Annotated in this window: 14 protein-coding genes; 8 read left to right on the top strand and 6 right to left on the bottom strand. The window is 49.7% G+C overall.

Translation table 11 applies throughout. The features are described 5' to 3' along the window. Positions 1-9 precede the first annotated feature (9 nt). Positions 10-2,250, bottom strand: coding sequence for a hypothetical protein (locus ACYZZ0_RS01490; RefSeq protein WP_461534797.1), 2,241 nt, complete (start codon positions 2,248-2,250; stop codon positions 10-12). A gap of 220 nt (positions 2,251-2,470) precedes the next feature. Here ACYZZ0_RS01490 and ACYZZ0_RS01485 point away from each other — a divergent pair, with 220 nt between their 5' ends. Continuing rightward, entirely contained in the window at positions 2,471-3,700 is a 1,230-nt protein-coding gene (locus ACYZZ0_RS01485; protein ID WP_461534796.1) for a multidrug effflux MFS transporter, read from the top strand. A gap of 85 nt (positions 3,701-3,785) precedes the next feature. Here ACYZZ0_RS01485 and ACYZZ0_RS01480 read toward each other — a convergent pair whose 3' ends face one another. Next, positions 3,786-3,974: a hypothetical protein gene (locus tag ACYZZ0_RS01480; protein WP_461534795.1), complete on the bottom strand. Its 189-nt coding sequence runs from the start codon at positions 3,972-3,974 to the stop codon at positions 3,786-3,788. Between ACYZZ0_RS01480 and ACYZZ0_RS01475 the strand changes: the two genes are divergently transcribed. Further along, on the top strand, positions 3,962-6,244 hold the full coding sequence (locus ACYZZ0_RS01475) for a WD40 repeat domain-containing protein (RefSeq protein ID WP_461534794.1): 2,283 nt from the start codon (positions 3,962-3,964) through the stop codon (positions 6,242-6,244). The genes ACYZZ0_RS01480 and ACYZZ0_RS01475 overlap by 13 nt on opposite strands. A gap of 138 nt (positions 6,245-6,382) precedes the next feature. Continuing rightward, complete coding sequence (gene metH, locus ACYZZ0_RS01470) at positions 6,383-10,060, top strand: methionine synthase (RefSeq protein WP_461534793.1); 3,678 nt, start codon at positions 6,383-6,385, stop codon at positions 10,058-10,060. 98 nt (positions 10,061-10,158) lie between these two features. On the opposite strand, the gene ACYZZ0_RS01465 is transcribed toward metH, so the two are convergent. Further along, on the bottom strand, positions 10,159-10,548 hold the full coding sequence (locus tag ACYZZ0_RS01465) for a hypothetical protein (RefSeq protein ID WP_461534792.1): 390 nt from the start codon (positions 10,546-10,548) through the stop codon (positions 10,159-10,161). A gap of 137 nt (positions 10,549-10,685) precedes the next feature. Between ACYZZ0_RS01465 and ACYZZ0_RS01460 the strand changes: the two genes are divergently transcribed. From ACYZZ0_RS01460 to ACYZZ0_RS01450, 3 genes are all read left to right on the top strand, one after another. Continuing rightward, entirely contained in the window at positions 10,686-12,020 is a 1,335-nt protein-coding gene (locus ACYZZ0_RS01460) for an MATE family efflux transporter (RefSeq protein ID WP_461534791.1), read from the top strand. A 77-nt stretch (positions 12,021-12,097) separates the two neighbouring features. Continuing rightward, on the top strand, positions 12,098-12,652 hold the full coding sequence (locus ACYZZ0_RS01455) for a hypothetical protein (protein WP_461534790.1): 555 nt from the start codon (positions 12,098-12,100) through the stop codon (positions 12,650-12,652). Positions 12,653-12,821: 169 nt separating this feature from the next. After that, positions 12,822-13,388, top strand: a complete 567-nt coding sequence (locus ACYZZ0_RS01450) for a hypothetical protein (protein ID WP_461534789.1) — start codon at positions 12,822-12,824, stop codon at positions 13,386-13,388. 59 nt (positions 13,389-13,447) lie between these two features. Here ACYZZ0_RS01450 and ACYZZ0_RS01445 read toward each other — a convergent pair whose 3' ends face one another. The 3 genes from ACYZZ0_RS01445 to ACYZZ0_RS01435 form a co-directional block, all read right to left on the bottom strand. After that, positions 13,448-14,374 (bottom strand): DUF4892 domain-containing protein, encoded by a 927-nt coding sequence (locus ACYZZ0_RS01445; RefSeq protein WP_461534788.1) that lies wholly within the window; start codon positions 14,372-14,374, stop codon positions 13,448-13,450. Continuing rightward, the gene (locus ACYZZ0_RS01440) at positions 14,371-15,231 is read right to left on the bottom strand and encodes an alpha/beta fold hydrolase (protein ID WP_461534787.1); all 861 of its coding nucleotides are present in this window, start codon (positions 15,229-15,231) and stop codon (positions 14,371-14,373) included. Before ACYZZ0_RS01440 ends, ACYZZ0_RS01445 begins: the two co-directional genes overlap by 4 nt. A 68-nt stretch (positions 15,232-15,299) precedes the next feature. After that, positions 15,300-15,854: a hypothetical protein gene (locus ACYZZ0_RS01435; protein WP_461534786.1), complete on the bottom strand. Its 555-nt coding sequence runs from the start codon at positions 15,852-15,854 to the stop codon at positions 15,300-15,302. Between the two features lie 193 nt (positions 15,855-16,047). Between ACYZZ0_RS01435 and ACYZZ0_RS01430 the strand changes: the two genes are divergently transcribed. Together ACYZZ0_RS01430 and ACYZZ0_RS01425 are read left to right on the top strand one after the other, a co-directional pair. Next, positions 16,048-17,139 (top strand): hypothetical protein, encoded by a 1,092-nt coding sequence (locus ACYZZ0_RS01430; protein WP_461534785.1) that lies wholly within the window; start codon positions 16,048-16,050, stop codon positions 17,137-17,139. 348 nt (positions 17,140-17,487) lie between these two features. Beyond that, a complete protein-coding gene (locus ACYZZ0_RS01425) occupies positions 17,488-19,239 on the top strand; it encodes a formate--tetrahydrofolate ligase (protein ID WP_461534784.1) in 1,752 nt (583 codons plus the stop codon). The last annotated feature ends 34 nt before the right edge of the window (positions 19,240-19,273 follow it).

The following is a 19,273-nucleotide window of genomic DNA, read 5'->3' as shown; positions in this document are numbered from 1 at the left end:
GCTCTGATCTCAGGGGACAGGTCGCTGGATTTCCCGATCCTTGTAAACAGTTGCCGCCCTCATCACCAGCTTCAACTGATATCCATCGTCGTATGGGACATGAGTATTTTCAATCACCCTGATCAGCTCTTTAATAAACGCCATTAAAACCTCAGGGTGAGTAATTTCTCCACCAGCCAGAATAGCAGACACTGCTGAAGCAGAAGGCATTTCACGAAAACCAAAACAGTTACAAGCAATAAACCAGCGTTCTTCACAATAAAAAATGACAAAGAACGTACCTTCTGCAACCTCATCATCCCTCGCCCGGTCTTCTCGGCGTAATGCGACCACACACTCCGGATGTTCAGGTGTTCCGGTTAAAAAGGGATTTTGCAAACAACGTTCTACCATCTCACGAGAAACAAACCTCTTCTTGTCACTCATATCTACAGTAGATGGGGTTCCGTCCTTAATCCTTCTAACACTTGCAAGCAGCTTTCCGGGGTTGAAAGTTAAATCTGCGTGCGAAACCTCTACTTCTGTGAGACTTTCAAGTGCGGCCTCAAGCTCATCAAGCAGGCCTGAATAACCGGCTTCAAGCCCTGCCATGTCAGTAAATTCGATAAGCCGGTTCATAAACATGGGATATTCACGTTTAAAATCATCAGTCAAAACACTTTCAAAAAAATCCTGATCCCCGAAGCGTACAAATTCCCCCATCATTCCGTCCGCTCGCTTACATTCCGGCGTTGATTTGATTACCGGAGAGGCCTGATGACTCTGATGAGATAACGCAGAAGGATGTTCGTGAACAGACTCAGCAGCTACGGCAGTGACAGGAACCCCGAACACTGTCTTTTGGGTAACAGGCATACAGTCAACATATCGAGCCGAAGACGACGAAACTGCAGTTGCAACCGGAGAGCCTTTTCTTTGCCATGGTTCAAAAACCAGTATTCGCTCCAGCGCAAAGCCAGAAAAATTATGTCCTGTTATTTCTTCATTTGGAACATACATATTTTCGATAACAGTCATGCATTGCCCCAAAAAAGTTACAACCAACGCACCTAGCCCATTTGATTTAGCATCAGGAAAGGCACTGGCAAGTTCATCATATGAAGGTAGCGGCCGTACCCCCATAAAAGGCGACGCGACAAACCACCTCTCTTTACTCTTTACCAGAAACAGCCACAGACACTCAGGTGCTTCCGGTGAGTCACACAGATCCTTAAACTGATAGTGCAACAGACATTCATTGCGTGGATCTGCACCGGACAGGATTTTGTCCAGACTCTCCTGTAACTTCGACACTCCGACCCTTGAGCGTATGAGAGAGTATTTTTCTGCTGATACCAGAACTCTGTCTACACTCGCTTTGAAATCTGTGACACTGAAGAGACATGCACCATCCTCGGCCACAGAGGAAAACTGTTCTGACTTTTTCAAAAAAGACACTAAATAATCTGAGTAGCCCAGAGCTTGGCTATCTGTAATTTTCCAAAAGAACAGCGGCTTTTTAAAGCCGGGAAAAGCTTGTAATACCGGGGGTAACAGTTTGGAAAACTGAGAAGCGGAGCTAATATTAACAGTCCCGGGGCTCACAATTGTTACAGGTGTTGCTGACATAACTGCTGGTACAGTCTCAGAAGTACTTTCCACTTGCAGCATCGGTACAGTATTAACCGCCAGACTCATCATCCGACTCCTCCGTGCTGGCGTCAGTGGTCTGCTTTGTGGTGTTTTAAGCCTTAAAGCTGCTCTTTTATCTGCCCTTGTTTTTGAACTATCTCTGAAGTGCCTGTTACGCAGATGCATTATTTCTGCAAGATATAGCCCTGCCGGGTCATATTGACCGGGAACTACCCCCCATGACAGACATAATGCGTTGTAATCAAATTCCGGAACCGGGTCTCCGTCTGAAAAAGAAACAACCAGCGCTTTTTGAAGATTTCCAGCATGTTGAGCCTGACGTTCACCTTCTTCAGCAATCCGTTCTGACTGTCTCTCTGACAGCTGTGCGGTCGCAAGATCGATCACCGTTTCAACACCCATACGGAGTACCAGTGGCCGATAGTCAGAGTCATTGGGAGTCACAACAGATCGTATAACCCGCTTATCAACAGTTTTTCCCGACAGCCATTGTGAAAACAGCTCATTGACAAGCCTCTCCATTAAATCAGGAACCGGCATGGCACTGGATTTTGCCACATGGAATGCGGCCAGAAGCACCATCAGAATCGTTAACAGGAATCGTTTAGACAAGCTCATTTTTAACTTTCATTATTATTTCCTGCCAGCAATCATAGACAACCGGGAAACATCACAAGTGGTAATATTTATTCACTTTGTAATCGGATCTATTTTTAACTGGCTACTTGTTATAGCCCCCTTTCTTTCCCACCTTAATATTCCTCAAGTGGTAATTCCTGATTGAGTCCCGAGACATCTTTCACTATCGTGCGCGGTTTTTCATCAACGGAGACCGCCTGTGTCACAAACGTCCCCTGCTTCTGCCTGGTATCACCGACGGCCTGAATTATTCCTGACCCTGCTGACGATCCTGGCATTGGTAGGCCCGATCTCCATTGATGTGTTTTCCCCTTCCCTGCCAGCTATCGGTCAGGCATTTGGGGCAACCCAGGCGATGACCCAGATGAGTGTGACCCTGTTTATGCTGGGTTTCTCCATCTCTATGCTGATTTGCGGACCGCTGGCTGACAGCCTGGGTCGCCGTAAAACCCTGTTGATTGGATACACCGTATTTATGCTGTCTACTGCAGTACTGCTGTTTACCGACGATATGATGGTGTTCCTGATTGCCCGTCTGTTCCAGGCAATTTTCGGCTGTTTTGGTACCGCCCTTTCCCGTGCCATTGCCAACGACCTGTTTGAAGACAAGCAGCAGGTTAAAATCCTGGCCATGATCGGTGCCTGTCTGACTGCCGGCCCGATGATTGCTCCGGCAGTAGGCGGTGTTGTGGAGCAGAGCTTTGGCTGGGAATACAATATCATTCTGATGGGTGGTTTTGGCCTGCTGGCCCTGCTAGGTGTGATGTTCCTGATCCCTGAAACCCTGAAACAAACCCAGCCACTGCAGCTGAAAAACATGGTCAGTGGTTATGGCCAACTACTGACCGATGGCACCTATATGCGCCACGTTGTGGCTGCAGGTCTGGCATTCTCCGGAGCCTTTGTTTTTGTTGCCGGCGCACCGTTTGCCCTGATTGAACAGATGGAGCTGGCTCCGACCACTTATGGCATTCTGTTTGGCTTGATTATGGCGACTTTTATTGCCAGCTCAGCCATGGCATCAAAACTGGAAGCCAAACTGGGAAGAAGCAAACTGCTGTTTATCGCTTCCATCCTGCTGGTTGCCGGTGCCGCGGTAGCCGTTATTGGTGGACTGAATGAAGAAACAGCGCTGGTCAGCCTGATCGGCGGTATGATGATTTATGAAATCGGTCTGGGCCAGTTCCTGCCCTGCTGCCAGGCCCGCGCCATGCGCCACCTGCCGGAAAACCTGGGTGGTACCGGTGCCGGCCTGATTTTCTTTATGGAAATGATTATGGCAACCCTGGTAGCGTTCCTGACCCCGCTGCTGCCACTGGAAGGTACTTTACCTGTGGCTGCCCTGATGCTGGGTGCCGGCCTGATTGCTGCACTGTGTATTCGTATTCGTGCGGTTGATGATACTGCTGCATCTGCTCAGACTGCCTGAATCTGCCCCCCTTTTGTTGAAAGTGGCTATACCTTCAGTGTGTAGCCACTTTCTCTCCTTTCAGATTGACCCCACCGAACATCCATCACATTCCTCCCTGAGATAAATTCTCTTCAGCAAACCTTAGTATCGGGAACTTTTCACCACCACAGCTATCAATGTTAGCAATAGTTGATAATTCTTTAAGTGTCCCACCATAACGCCATAACAAATCAAGTGGAGGGTTTTCAGCAGAAAGGCTGAATTTAAGGAGACCTACCAATGAAGAAATCAAGATGCTGCTCTCTGTCAGGCTTACTGCTTATTTACATTCCAGCTGTAGTGTATGCCGGCCTGTTTCAAACAACTGACTACCCGGTTTTAGAAAGTGTCCGCAAGCTAAGTCACTCTATAGCTGCAAGCCCATCAGGACACTTTGTGCTGGCTTATGACTGTAATTACTATCCAAGGCTGGTTACGGTAAAAGCTGGAAAAAATCACTACCAGCATCAACTGGAATTCAGTTCTGATCCTGCAACAACACCAGACTTTTATAAATTTGAAAAGAATACATCGGTCATCCTGAGCCCTGATGAAACCTGCCTGGTCTGCTCCAGCCCAAAGCGTCAGGAAGTAGAACTATACACCCTGGAAAAATGTCCTCAAAAACGAAACCCCACGGTTTTAAAGCTTATTACTCGACTCAGCTTATCCGCTGGATCGAACTATATGCAGTGCCTGTTTTCTCCAGATAACCAGTATCTTGTGGTGATGGCGTCATACCCCGGGTCGGGTGATGCCTTTGCCTCGGTTTCAATCTGGTCAGTGGATGGCCTCATTTCGGGTTCAAGTGGAACAGCGCCCGCACCTGTTCGCTCCTTTCTGCTCCCAAAAGCAGATTTCCCGGCTTGGCGTCCGATGCCTCCTGAGTGCAGCTTCAGTCCGAACGGCAAGTATATTCTGACCAGCAAGAAAGATGCTATTCAACTATGGGATTTTGAAAAATTACTGACCCAAACTCCTGATACAGCTTTACTGTACAGCTTCAAGGATGTAAGCCTGATGGGTGGGAAGGTAATGAATCACCCTGTTTTTAGTCCTGATTCAAGCAGGCTGGTGATGTTGAATAGCTATCATCTTTTTATTCTGAACCTGAACCTGCTGGCTCAGGGAGAAAAAGAAAGAGCGCTCGTTATCCACGGGTTGCGGATGCCTCTTTATAGAACTCAGGAAGTGCTTGCCTTTAAGCCTGACAGTACGCAATTGATCTTCAGCTCAAGAAGCGTTGATCACAGCTCTATCAATCTTCATGTGCTGGATCTGACCACTGCCGGTTACCCTTTTCTGGCTTCATTCTGTATGGAGGGATCGCTTAGAACTTGCCTGTTCAGTCCATCCGGAAAACACCTGTTAATGGAGCCTGACCCACACTCGCTTCCAGAAGCCATGGTCTGGGTTCTGGACTACCCCAGGTTAATCCAGCTTGCATCAGGTTCATGCCAGGGAGGAGTATCTGCACTATCAGCAATTCGCCTGCGCTATAGTTTCTCACCCCATATCGGTGCTCACCGCTCAAGCTGCCTTGCCACTGAAGAAACCACCGGTCGGGATATTCTCTATACCACCTGGTGTGATTTCAGCACTCACCGCTGGAATCTGGAAAAGACCGCTCTTTCCGATGCTGCGGTAAACAACACAGCAACCTCAGCGGATAATGCCACTGCTTTCGACACTCACTTTAGACTCAGCACTCTGGCTTCAGGTGTTGAAACATTCCGGCCAGTCAAGCACGAAGGGGTTGTAAAGCTTAAAGCCAGAAAATCGACCTGTCAGTCCGTCACAGAGCCAATCTTCAGCTGTGACTATGATGCTTCACCCTGTTTTGTCCATATTCCGCCTTCCTCCTGGTGGGCCGCAGGTGAGCACCCGACAGAACCAACACTGTTATCAGAGACCGATACAGGTTTCCCTGAAAACCCGGCTTTGGATACAAGTGTCGCCAGAACTTCTGGATCAACAACGTCCCAAACAACAGGCGAAACATTATCCGTTTTTTTAAGCCGGGTGATTGAAGGTACAAAACTGGAAGCAAGCTTGTCTCCTTTTGCTGCAGCAGAAAGCAGCACCTCACTTGTACACACTGGAAGTGATATTCATTGCAAGACTGGAGCACAGCCCATGCCTTTCCTTGCTCAACCTGAAAGCGAAGAAAAGCAGCAAGTGTCCTCGCCAGTATGTAGCGAAGCATTATCTTCACAAACTCTGGACGGCTATTACTCTGATCCGGAGGAAGACAAACCCGCAAACAGCAAACCCGTCAGGCGCAGTAATTCTTCAACGGATCTCCGACCCAACGTGGCCTCTCTAACAGCCATTCCTGTACAAATTCCGGCACCTCCGGATTATTATGAAATGTATCCTCACGCAAAAAAATACACTACGGCACGCAGCTGGAATCGTCACAGAAATCAAAGGCAGTCACTTAACCCCAAAACAATCCGGCATCATGACAGGAAAACGCCTCTGTCCACCGATGCAGGAAAAATTCCTCCAAGCCGGCAATAAGATATCCCGCCGTGCCACAGAGAGCATTCGGCAGGATTCAATAACCGAATGCTCTCTGCTTCTTTCCATCAGCACTTATCACCCGCCGTAATTCTGATACTATGCGCTGACATCAAATAAGAAAACGGATCATAGCGGATGTCCCGGGAACAGCGTATTACCCAGTTAAAACAGGCCCTTGAGCAACGAATTCTGATTCTCGACGGCGCTATGGGCACCATGATCCAGCAACATAAACTGGATGAAATGGCTTACCGGGGAGAACGTTTTGCTGACTGGCAGCAGGATGTCAAAGGCAATAACGATCTGCTGTCGCTGACCCAACCGGAAATCATCAAGGGTATTCATACCGCCTATCTGGAAGCCGGGGCGGATATTATTGAAACCAATACCTTTAACAGCACCACCATTGCCATGGCTGATTACGCCATGGAGAGCCTGGTTCCAGAGATAAACCGGGAAAGTGCCCGACTGGCACGTCAGGCTGCAGATGAGATCACCGCCAAAACCCCCGACCGCCCCCGTTATGTTGCCGGAGTGCTTGGACCAACCAACCGTACAGCATCCATCTCTCCGGATGTAAACAATCCGGGGTTCCGCAACATCAGCTTTGACCAGCTGGACGAAAGCTATCGTGAAGCGACCCGAGCCCTTATTGAAGGTGGCTCGGATATTATTCTGATCGAAACCATCTTCGATACGCTCAATGCCAAAGCTGCCATTTTTGCAGTTCAGTCCGTATTTGAAGAGCTGGGTTTTGAGCTGCCAATTATGATCTCCGGCACCATTACTGATGCTTCCGGCCGTACTCTCTCCGGTCAGACAACCGAAGCTTTTTATAACTCGGTTGCCCATGCCAAACCGATCAGTGTCGGCCTCAACTGTGCTCTGGGTGCAAAAGAATTACGCCAGCATGTAGTTGAACTGTCTGAGTGCTCCACCAGCTATGTCAGTGCCCACCCGAATGCGGGCCTGCCCAACGCTTTCGGTGAGTATGACGAGACACCGGAAGAAATGGCAGCCATTGTCGGTGAGTTTGCCGATTCGGGACTGGTTAACATTATTGGCGGCTGCTGTGGTACCACGCCTGAGCATATTCAAGCTATAGCTGAACGGGTTGCACCGGTTGCCACCCGGAACATTCCTGATTTGCCCGTCGCCTGTAATCTGAGTGGACTTGAACCTTTTGCTATCAAGCCCGAAAGCCTGTTCGTCAATGTCGGAGAGCGCTGTAATGTAACCGGCTCAGCCCGCTTCAAGCGGCTGATCAAGGAAGGCGATTACGAGACTGCACTGGATGTCGCCCGTACCCAGGTTGAAAACGGTGCCCAGATCATCGATATCAATATGGATGAAGGGATGCTGGATGCCATCGAGGCGATGACCACCTTCCTCAATCTGGTTGCCACCGAGCCGGATATCTCCCGGGTGCCGATCATGATCGACTCATCCAAATGGCATGTCATTGAAGCCGGGTTGAAATGCATTCAGGGTAAAGGCGTCGTTAACTCCATCAGCATGAAAGAGGGTGAAGACCAGTTCCGGGAACAGGCTCGACTCTGCATGCGTTATGGCGCAGCTATCGTCGTCATGGCGTTCGATGAAGAAGGTCAGGCTGATAACCTTGAGCGGCGTAAAACCATCTGCCAGCGTTCCTACGATATTCTGGTCAATGAAGTGGGCTTCCCGCCTCAGGATATTATCTTCGACCCCAATATTTTCGCCGTCGCTACCGGGATTGAAGAGCATAATAATTACGCCGTCGACTTTATTGAAGGTACCCGCTGGATCAAGCAGAACCTGCCACACGCGATGATTTCCGGTGGTGTCAGTAACGTTTCCTTCTCATTCCGGGGCAATAACCCAGTGCGGGAAGCCATTCACTCGGTATTCCTGTATCACGCGGTTCAGGCCGGAATGGATATGGGTATCGTCAATGCCGGGCAGCTTGCGATCTACGAAGATATTCCGCAGGAGCTGCGTGACCGGGTTGAAGATGTCATCCTGAACCGCACTCCGGAGGGTACCGAAGCGCTGCTGGAAGTCGCTGAAAAATATCGTGGTGACGGCTCCGGAGCCAAGCAGACTGAAGATCTGGGCTGGCGTGAATGGGATGTTAAGAAACGACTTCAACATTCACTGGTAAAGGGTATTACCACCTACATTATTGAAGATACTGAAGAAGCCCGGCAGCAGGCTGATCGGCCGATTGAAGTGATCGAAGGGCCGCTGATGAGCGGCATGGACGTGGTCGGCGACCTGTTTGGCGACGGCAAAATGTTTCTGCCCCAGGTAGTAAAAAGCGCCCGGGTAATGAAGCAGGCCGTTGCTCACCTGGTGCCATTCATTGAGGCTGAAAATTCTGGTGGAGCCCGCAGCCGCGGCAAAATTTTGATGGCCACGGTAAAAGGTGATGTGCACGATATCGGCAAAAATATTGTCGGTGTGGTACTGGGTTGTAATAACTATGAAGTGATAGATCTGGGCGTGATGGTGCCCTGTGAAAAGATCCTTCAGGTGGCCCGGGAAGAGCAGGTTGACTGTATCGGACTGTCCGGTCTGATTACCCCTTCGCTGGATGAGATGGTGCATGTCGCCAGTGAAATGGAGCGTCAGGGCTTTGATATTCCCCTGTTTATCGGTGGAGCCACCACCTCCAAGGCTCATACCGCGGTCAAGATCGAACCCCAATATCAGCGCGATATTGCCGTTTATGTGGCCGATGCTTCCCGTACCGTTCCGGTTATTGCCAAACTGCTGAACCCTGAAACCAAACCTGGTCTGGTCAGCGATATTCGAGCTGAATATATCAAGGTTCGGGAGCGGTATTCTCGCAAACGTCCCAACAAGCAGCAGCTGCCTTATGCCGAAGCCAAAGCCAATGCCCTGAAACTGGACTGGGATAATTACCAGCCGCCGGTACCGGAGTTTACCGGTCACCGTAAAGTCAGTGTGCCACTGGAAGCACTGCAGGATTACATTGACTGGACCCCGTTCTTCAAGGTCTGGGACCTCCACGGTCGTTATCCGCAGGTACTGACTGATGAGGTTGTTGGCGAAGAAGCCACCAAGGTCTTCGAGGGCGCTCAGGAAATGATGGAGCAACTGATTCGGGAACAGAAGCTAAAAGCTCACGCGGTTGTTGGTTTCTGGCCAGCAGCTCAGGTTGATCATGATGATATCCAGCTTACCACTGGTGATAACCAACCCCTGGCCCGGATTCATAACCTGCGTCAGCAAACAGTAAAACCGGATGGTAAACCCCACCTGTCATTATCAGACTTTGTTGCACCACAGGGTACCGGACTGAAGGATCATCTGGGCGGCTTTGTGGTGACTATCAGCGGTGCTGATGAACTGGCAAAAGCCTATGAGGCTGAGCATGACCTGTACAACAGCATCATGGTCAAGGCGGTTGCAGACCGGTTAGTGGAGGCCTCTGCCGAATACCTGCATGAGCAGGTTCGCAAGCAATGGTGGGGCTACGCACCGGATGAAACTCTGGATACCCAGTCCCTGATCAAGGAAAAATACCGTGGTATTCGTCCCGCCCCAGGCTACCCGGCCTGTCCGGAACATACCGAAAAGGAAACCCTGTTCAACCTGCTGGATGCGGAAAACCTGACCGGAGTTACCCTGACAGAAAGTTATGCCATGTTCCCGGCAGCCAGTATCAGTGGCTGGTATTTCTCTCATCCGCAGGCACAGTACTTCGGGGTAGGCAAAATCGGTAGGGATCAGCTTGAAAGTTATGCAGACCGGAAGGGAATGTCGCTGGAAGCCGCAGAAAAATGGTTAAGTAGTCAGCTCGACTAAGTTAAAGACTGATAACAAAAAGCCGCCATCAGCAGATGGCGGCTTTTGAACTGTATAAATAAACAGTAATGCATCAATTCATCAATTATGAGCCCTGGTTAATAATCCCGGCCCTGCCATTCAGGCCTGTGTGGCTGGGCTGTAGCCAACCCCTTCAGGACGCCAAAAGTCCCCTCTGCAATCCCACGAATTAAACCCACGCCCAAAGCAGGTACAAAAAGCGGTGCTCTAGCACCCAGTTTTTTCATGGTGTCCATATTAAAACCGGGCTGATATCTGGAGCTGCCGAACATAACCCATTTAAAACCTCGGGAAGTTCCCCCCAAATAACCGCTATCAGCATTCTTTCTCGCCATTTTAATTCTTCGTCCCAGCCAAGAGCCTTCCTTCCGGGGTTTATGTTTTTTTGGCTTTCCCCCCTGAGTTTTCAGCTCATCAATCACTGGTTTGGGCGGCCCTGAGTAGCGACTAACCTGATTCCCTGGCATGGCTTACGTTCCTGTATGCTGAGTCATATCCTTATTGTTGAGTATAGGGTATGACTATTAGGATGCTTTTACCTTAACCCACAGGCCGCATCTGTTAGAATGCGCCCCGACCCGTATATGAGAACGACGAGACTACTTTGAGGCAACGGATTTACACCATTCTCACCCTTGGCCTGCCGATTATTGCCGGAATGCTTTCCCAGAGCCTGATGAATCTGGTTGATACCGCACTGGTTGGCCATCTGGGTGAGGCAGCCCTGGCCGCAGTCAGTGCCGGCAGCTATGCCATTCTGCTTATGATATCGCTGATGTCCGGCCTCTCCGCCGCAATACAGGCCCAGGTGGCACGGTTAAGAGGTAGTCGCAGAGACACTGAGTCAGCGCTTCCGGTTAATACGGGTCTGTCACTTTCACTCTGGCTGGGACTGCCGCTGGTTGTCATTGGCTTGCTACTGGCGCCATGGATACTCGGCTTTTTATCTCCCGACCCCGCCATTGCCAGCCATGCCAGCGATTACTTTGATATCCGGCTGCTATCCCTGCCCGCGGCCGCTATGAACCTGTCGTTCAGGGGATTCTGGAATGGTTCCAACCATCCCCTGCGCTTTGTCCGGATTTTACTGCTGGTACACCTTCTCAATGCCCTGCTCAGCTATCTGCTGATTTATGGCAAGCTGGGATTACCGGCAATGGGGGTGGAAGGCGCGGCTCTCGGTACATTGGTTGCCATGTATACCGGTGCACTGGTTAATGGATTGTTTATGTGGCGGGATGCCCGTGATGCCGGCTTTCTGAAAGACTGGCCCGGTCGCAGAGTACACTTTCAGCTGCTGAAGCTGGCGATTCCGGATTCAATTCAACAATTCATGTTTTCCCTCAGCTTGCTGCTGCTGTTTGCCATTCTTGCCCGGGCCGGTGCCACAGCCATGGCGCTGGGTCATATTCTGATCAACGTTTCACTATTGCTGATTCTTCCGGCCATTGGTCTGGGCATGGCTTCAACCACTCTGGTCAGCCACGCCATCGGTGCCGGAGATCCGGCAAAAGCCTGTCGCTGGGGACGGGAAGTGGCTCTGGTGGCGACACTGGGGCTGGTTGTACTCAGTCTGCCGCTGTGGCTTATCCCGGAACAGATCATCGGTCTGTTTACCTCGGATCTGCATATGATAGATGCCGGCATTGTGCCGCTACAGATCACCGGTCTGGGTATTATCGCCGAGGCAACCGGTATCGTACTGACCCAGGCGCTGCTTGGAGCCGGTGCCAGTCGTACCGTGATGATGATCCGGTTTGGCAGCCAGTGGCTGGTTCTGTTGCCACTTTCCTGGTGGGTGGTAAATGTTCTGGGCTATGGCCTGATTGCTATCTGTGTCGTTCAGGCGATCCAGCGCGGGCTGAGCTCGGTGATGTTTGCCCTGATCTGGCAGCGGGCGGAGTGGCTGAAGAAGGATCATGTTTCGCTGGTACATTAAATCCGCAAGCTGACGCCGAACATTCGGCTCTGATCTCTACTACCTTTAGCTGACTCCATTTACATCCGGGGGCTGGCATGACCATGCGTTTTCTTATCTTCTGGATAATCATGGCCTTCCTGCCAGCTCCAGCTTATGCAGATGATCTAAAGGATTTAAAACAACTGGTAGACACATTTGGAGCAGCGCTGTTCGTCGAAATACCTGGCCTTTCGACAGAAGCGATGGATTTTATTAAAACGAGAGCGATGGATTACCCTCTCAAGCCTGAAATGCTCAATTTGCTTAACAAGTTAACGGCCGAATATAGCAAGAACCAAGACTTGCTTTCGCTGCACCTGCTGCTGGGGCTTCGCACATCAGGGTTGCTGGAGAGTGATTCAGAGGAATACCAACAGGCCAAAACCTGCATGCAGCATCTATCGTGTGCGATTAAAACATGCCATTTAGCTCACTCCTCCAGTGTCAACCGGGAAGAAGTTCAGTCCAAGTTAAAACAACAACTCAAGGGAGCAGAGCTGGGTACCGAGCTGGAAAAAATCACAACATTGATTGTCATGATTCCTCATAACATTGTTCAAACCATACAGGTTCAAGTAGTTCCGGTTCCTGTGACAGTATTTCGCAAATAAAGTTAGTGACTATGAACGTGTGAATACCCTGATAAACGTCGTACAATCCAGCCGCTATTTACAAACAATAACGAAGTAACACACAGGGTATTGTCTTCATGAAGAAGTTGTTGACGCTCGCCATGGTGGTTACAGCCTTGACCGGCTGTGCCGCCAAAAGCAGATCAATGTGTCTGATCATTACTATGGATCAACGGCATCGCCAGCAATTGATTTTTATCTGCCTGCCGATTTTGAAATGCTTGAAGCGTATAAAGAAAGTTTTCAGTCACGAACCGACAATGACTCAACCACGATGACACTGTCAACATCCGAAAATGCCTGGCTGAGAACAAATCATAACAACGAAGTCAGCAGTGTTATCTATTTTGCAGATATGAAAACCCCCAGGCATGACATCGAATGGCGGCCATTAGCCGGCTCTGTTCCCCAGTGCCCGGGAATCAGTCGCGAAATCAAAGGGGTTGAGTTTGAGGCTTGTGCCTATGCAGAAACCATTGATGAACGTCAGCGCGATCTGTGGGCACATGGTGGTATGTACCTCAGTGAAACAACAACCTGCTTCCAGGAAGCTCACTTCCAGTTTATTCCCGCCAACTATCCATCAAGAAAGATGAATATCCTGTATAGAAAAGCAGCCAGCTGCAACGGATCAATGAGTTGGGAAGAAAAGGATGCCCTGCTCGAAGAGGCAATCAAGATACTGGAAAACATCCCGCTTACGGTCACCGCTTAACGAAGCGATAAATGGCAGGCCATAGAATATGGCCTGCCTGATACTCCGCCTAAAGACAATCAGTCAGCATCCAGCGAAATCAAACGAATAACCGGCGTGTCATTACCTTTCTCAACAGTAAGGACCGGCCCGGTTTGCAACAGCTGCAACTTGTCGATCACAATATCCTTTTGCTTCAGCTCATCGAGAATCGCCTTACCCCAAACCTGTCCCTGTTTCAGCTGCTGCTGAAGGTCCTGTCTGGCGGTAAAAGCAGACGACGGCTGAACAGCCAGCAACCATGTCTGGTGCGAACGACGTTTCAGTACATCCACCAGCAAGCGGAAGCCGGTACTGTTTTTGAAGTCCAGCTTCATTTCCGGCCAGCCGGATATGTCATAAAAACCATTACTGTCGATCATGGCCAGCACATAGTCAGTAGAAAGCCCGTTCTCACTTCCCTGACCAGGCGAGGTTACCTGCGGCTGAAACTGATCCAGCAACACCTGAACCCGGCGATTACCGCGCTGCACCGCATACAAAACATACACCCGACGATGTGCCCCGACCCCGGACTCAGCCACCAGCAACGACTGACTGCGGTCATAACCACCCAGTGCCGCAATACCAAACACATGGTTGGCCCAGTAGGTGCTTTCGCCACAGGTATAGCGATCACACTGGAACAGGACTTTAATATCCTGCTTGTATAATTGCCGCTCATAGAATTCAAACGCCGCAAAGCTGTCATGACCGGCCGGAATCTGTAACCAGCGACGGTCAAGATGACCGTCCTGCCACACTTCCTGGTCCGCCATAATACGACCATTCACTTTTTTCAGCGGACTGGTGATCACCGGATAATTGTGTTTTTCCTGACTGCTCAGGCTCTTTTGTTCGGCGTTGGGATAATCCTGAATGACGGGCGCTGCAGCCATAACCAGACCGGAAAGCCCGGTCGTAACCAGCAAACATCCAGCCAACAAATTTCGGACTTGTCGAATCACACACTTTCCCCCTTCAGAAAGCGGTTCATCACCTCAGCCACGGCATCGCTGCTCTGTTCGAGATGCAGGTGATGGCCACCCGGTAGTAATTTCAGTTGCAGACAGTCAGGCAGCTGCTTTGGAAACATTCGGGACTTCTGATAGCCACTGTCTTCCCCGAGTACCAGTAAAGTCGGAACCGCCAGCTTCTGTACAAATGCGAATCCTGTCGCCTGATCCATCCGCACTGCGGTCGGCAATTTCAGCCTGGAGTCATTATGCCAGTAAAAGCCGTTGTCTGCCTTGAAAACACCGCGTTCAGCCAGAATTGTTGCCGCCTCGCGTCCGAGCTTCACAAAACCATTCATCCGCGCTTCGATCGCCTTGTCACGAGAGGAATAGATGGTAGGCTTTGCCTGCTGCACCCGATGACGGACTTTGGCATATTGCGCCAGATTATCCGGCGCCGCCTCCGGCACAGATGTCATGGGTACCAGTCCTTCAATTAACCCCAGGCGCTCTACCCGTTCGGGGAATGTTGCTGCAAACTGGGTCAGTACAATAGCCCCCAGTGAGTGTCCCATTAAGGTCGCTTTTTCCAGTTCCAGTGCATCCAGAATATCGACCATATCAAGGGTGTATTCCCACACCTGATAATGGCTACCGGCAGGCCGCTGTTCACTCAGGGCATGGCCGGCATGATCGATGGAGATCAGACGAATACCTTCCAGCCCCGGTGCAACCCGGTCAAACGTTGCCGCATTATCCAGCCACCCATGCAATGCTACGACAGGAGTGCCATCAGGATCGCCCCACTCCCGCACCCCCATCTTGAGTGAACGGGTCGGCAGAATATAGTTCTTTGCTGATTTCATCATGGAGGGACAGGCACCGCATTAATTATCATTTTGTTCTGCTGTTGTTTAACACGATAACAGCCGATGCCTCAAGGCTTGGCAGGCAACTCTACAGGTCCACCGAGCACCAACTGCTCCAGCTTTGTAATGTAGTCAGCCGCGTCTGAGGCAATCGCTTTGGCTCCAACTGCTATAGCCGAAAGCCTGTTACCGGGCTGATCATCAATCAGCCAGACCTCCAGCCCGGATAAACCGCCCTGGTCATTAGCCTGCTCAAGACCACGCATATGCAACAGGATTTTCTCTCCCTTGTTCTGGGCATTGGGATAGTGAAACCGGTTGATACAGGGCACATTCCAGAAGAAATCACGGTTACCAAAGAATTTGGCCAGGCCCTTGCGAATTCTGGCATCGACATACACTGCACTGGTCAGCACATAAACCCGGAAGTCGTCTGGAGATAATGCCAGGTGGGAAAAAATTAACCCATGCCTTGAGCGATACAAGGGGTAACTTTTCTGATCAGGAAAAAATTCATAATCAACACTGTTATCAAGACTATCCTGCTGGGGCAGGCTAAGACTGGAATATCTGTCTAGTGTTGTGAAAAGCGTTTCATCAAGGTCGAAATAGAGATATTTCATGATGCACTCTGAAACCAGTGTGGTTGTTTTAAATTTTCACTTCAAATACCAGCAGTATTTCTGATCGTAACCTAACCTTTACCCCCCACAAGAAAGACAAAAACTAATCATAAATAATGAAAAAAAATCAACAGAGTTATTAAAACCAAATTGGAGTCAAGCATTTCATCTTCTCACTAACAAGGTAAACAACATGAAATTGCGAAAATGCAAGATCAATAAAAGATGCTTCCTGGTACTCCTGCTGCTGTTGCCTAAGTTCTGCTTCTCTCAATATGAAAATGATCTACAGGTATTTGTTGCTTTCACAGAAAGCAATCAGATTCTGAATATTGTGGTATACCCTGCCAAAAAACCACTTGAAAGTGACTTGTTAAGCCCACTACTAAGTGAGTGCAAAGATGAGCAGGCCGTCTTTGTCAAAGAACTTGCAAGCGGAGCAGAATCCTTCCAGTTTTGTTACAAGGACTCAAGTGAGGGCTTTAACATTCCCCTTGAGCCAGGCTCTCCGGAAGGGGAGATATTTCAGGCTTGTTTGGAGCTATGGGCAATAAATAAAGATGTCGTATATACAGATGGTGGCCTGTTATTGGGACCCTGTATGCTGAATACCCTTTATGAACAACTCTTTAATGCACGTTTTCCAGACAGCCTCTGTAGTGAAGAGGATATATCCAAGCTCGGAAAATTTAGTGTTTCACACGTTATATCTAATGAAGCTGAGTCTGATGATGAGCCCCTGGCTATGTACCTCACATTTTTCCTGAGGCCACAAATTGCGACACCCGCGAGTGTTCAAGTAGATAAAGAACCAGCACCTGAAACAATGCAGGCAGATCCAATAGGTACTGGTGACTTGGAAGTACTCTTTACAACACTTGCAGAAAGTCTTCAAACAGCCCCGAAAAATGCGAAAAAACTATTGGAATGTAGATGCAGAGCCTTCAAAACACATTCCGAAGAGAGCAGCTCAGTCACAGCATCAAGCGGTCAACTGCCTGATCTTTCGACACAATATACTGGATTTAAAGAACATCTGAAGATAGGTGAATCTGATTATTATTTTCTAGCACAATACCTTCTCGATAATAGTCAGCAATTGGGTAGTCCTGTATTAAAAACACTACAGTCAGCCATTACTCAAGAACAAGACAGAGCTATCTTCGCATATCATAAATACCTGCTTCAAATCCTTTCATCCGATCTGGGTACCGATCCACAAAGAGCAAGTTTCTGCTTATTAATGCTTAACTGGCTGGATCTTTTCAGATCAAGTGCAGCCTGAAGAGCTGTATGTACTACAAAAATGACAGGACTGCTGATCTGCTAATTATGTAAAGACAACTTATATTATATTTGGCAGCCTGTCGTTGCTCTCTTTTGATTCTCACTTGTAAAAGTCAATGTTTGATTAAATCTCTACCACAAGACAATATGATTGTATAATAGAAACATAACAGCACAAAACTTATCACAAACACAAAACCCACCAATCCAATAACTGCCTTGGATCAAAAAACCCCCTTTTTCTTTCTGGCACCATGCAGGAACACTTCTAATTCCTGCACCTACCTTATCTGGAAGTTATGCAGGGATTGTTTCAAAGCAGACCTATGGGACTGGTATAAATAGAATGAAGTCAGACATCGAGATCTCCCGCTCCGCTTCCCTGAAAAACATTTCCGAAATTGCTTCCGGGCTGGGTCTGGAAACCCACGAATATGAACCCCATGGCCACTACAAGGCCAAAGTACGCATTGAGTCGCTGGAGCGTCTGGAAGAAAAACCTGACGGCCGAATGGTGCTGATCAGCGCCATTACCCCTACCCCGTTTGGCGAAGGCAAAACCGTAAACACTATTGGCCTGACCATGGGCCTGAATATGATTGGCAAAAAAGCCATCAGCTGTATTCGCCAGCCCAGCATGGGTCCGGTCTTTGGTATCAAGGGTGGTGCTGCCGGCGGCGGTAATGCCCAGGTTGTACCGATGGAAGACTTCAACCTGCACCTGACCGGTGATATTCACGCTATTGCCAGTGCCCACAACCTCGGTGCTGCCGCCCTCGACAGCCGCCTGTTCCACGAAGAGCGTGAAGGCTACGAAGCGTTCGAAGAGCGTACAGGCCTGAAGTCCCTGAAAATCGATGTCGACCGTATCTGCTGGAAGCGGGTAGTAGACCACAATGACCGAGCACTGCGCGGTATGACCATTGGCCAGCAGTCTGCTCACCAGAAAAAAAATATGAATGGTGTGCCGCGCGAAGAAGCATTTGATATTGCCGTTGCTTCCGAACTGATGGCCATTCTGGCACTGACCGACAGCCTGCTGGATATGCGCAAGCGGATCGGCAAGGTCATCATGGCCTATGACAAGTCCGGTCAGCCGGTAACTGCGGAAGACCTGCAGGTCGCGGGTGCCATGACCGCCATTCTGAAAGATGCCATCCACCCTACCCTGATGCAGAATCTGGAAGGCGGCGCCTGTCTGATTCATGCCGGCCCGTTTGCCAATATCGCTCACGGTAACTCTTCTGTTCTGGCTGACCGGATTGCGCTCAAGCTGGGTGACTATGTGGTCACAGAAGCCGGTTTCGGTTCCGATATGGGGTTGGAAAAATACTGCAACATCAAAGCCCGTGTTTCCGGCAAAGCACCGGATACAGTGGTACTGGTTTGCTCCCTGCGCGGTCTGAAATCTCACTCCGGTGATTTCGTGATGAGCCCGGGCAAACCGTTGGATAAGGGTATGGTTGAACCCAATGTCGATGCACTGGAAAAGGGCCTGTCCAACCTGAACTGGCATATCCAGAACGTGAAGCAGTACGGCCTGCCAGTTGTGGTTTCCATTAACCGTTTCCCGGAAGATACAGAAGAAGAACTGCAACTGACCCGCCAGCGTGCCATTGAATTTGGTGCTGACGGTGCTGCCATTATGGATGGTTTCCGCTTTGGTGGTGAAGGCGCTATGGAACTGGCTCATGCGGTTGATGCGGCCTGTGAACAGCCACGTCAGTTCACTCACCTGTATGAGCTGAACCAGTCTCTGGAAGAGCGCATCACCACTATGGTGACCAAAGGCTACGGTGCCAGCAAGCCGGTATTCAGTGAAACCGCAATCGCTCAGATGGCGGAACTGGAAGCAAACGGCTATGGCAAACTGCCAGTCTGCATGGCCAAGACTCCACTGTCCATTTCTCACGATCCGTCACTGAAAGGTGCACCCAAAGGCTTTGATTTCCCGGTACGGGAAGTGCGACTGTCTGCCGGTGCCGGCTTTGTCTATATCCTGGCCGGTAGCATTATGACCATGCCTGGCTTTGGTTCCCTGCCAGGTTATATGAAGATTGATATCGATGAGAAAGGACAGATTGTCGGTCTGAGTTAATCTGGTGGTTCAGACTGTGATTCTCTAGGAACGA

This window comes from Spongorhabdus nitratireducens (assembly GCA_947387575.1).
Lineage (GTDB): Bacteria > Pseudomonadota > Gammaproteobacteria > Pseudomonadales > Endozoicomonadaceae > CANDOC01.
This window is presented reverse-complemented; position numbering and strand designations above follow the sequence as displayed.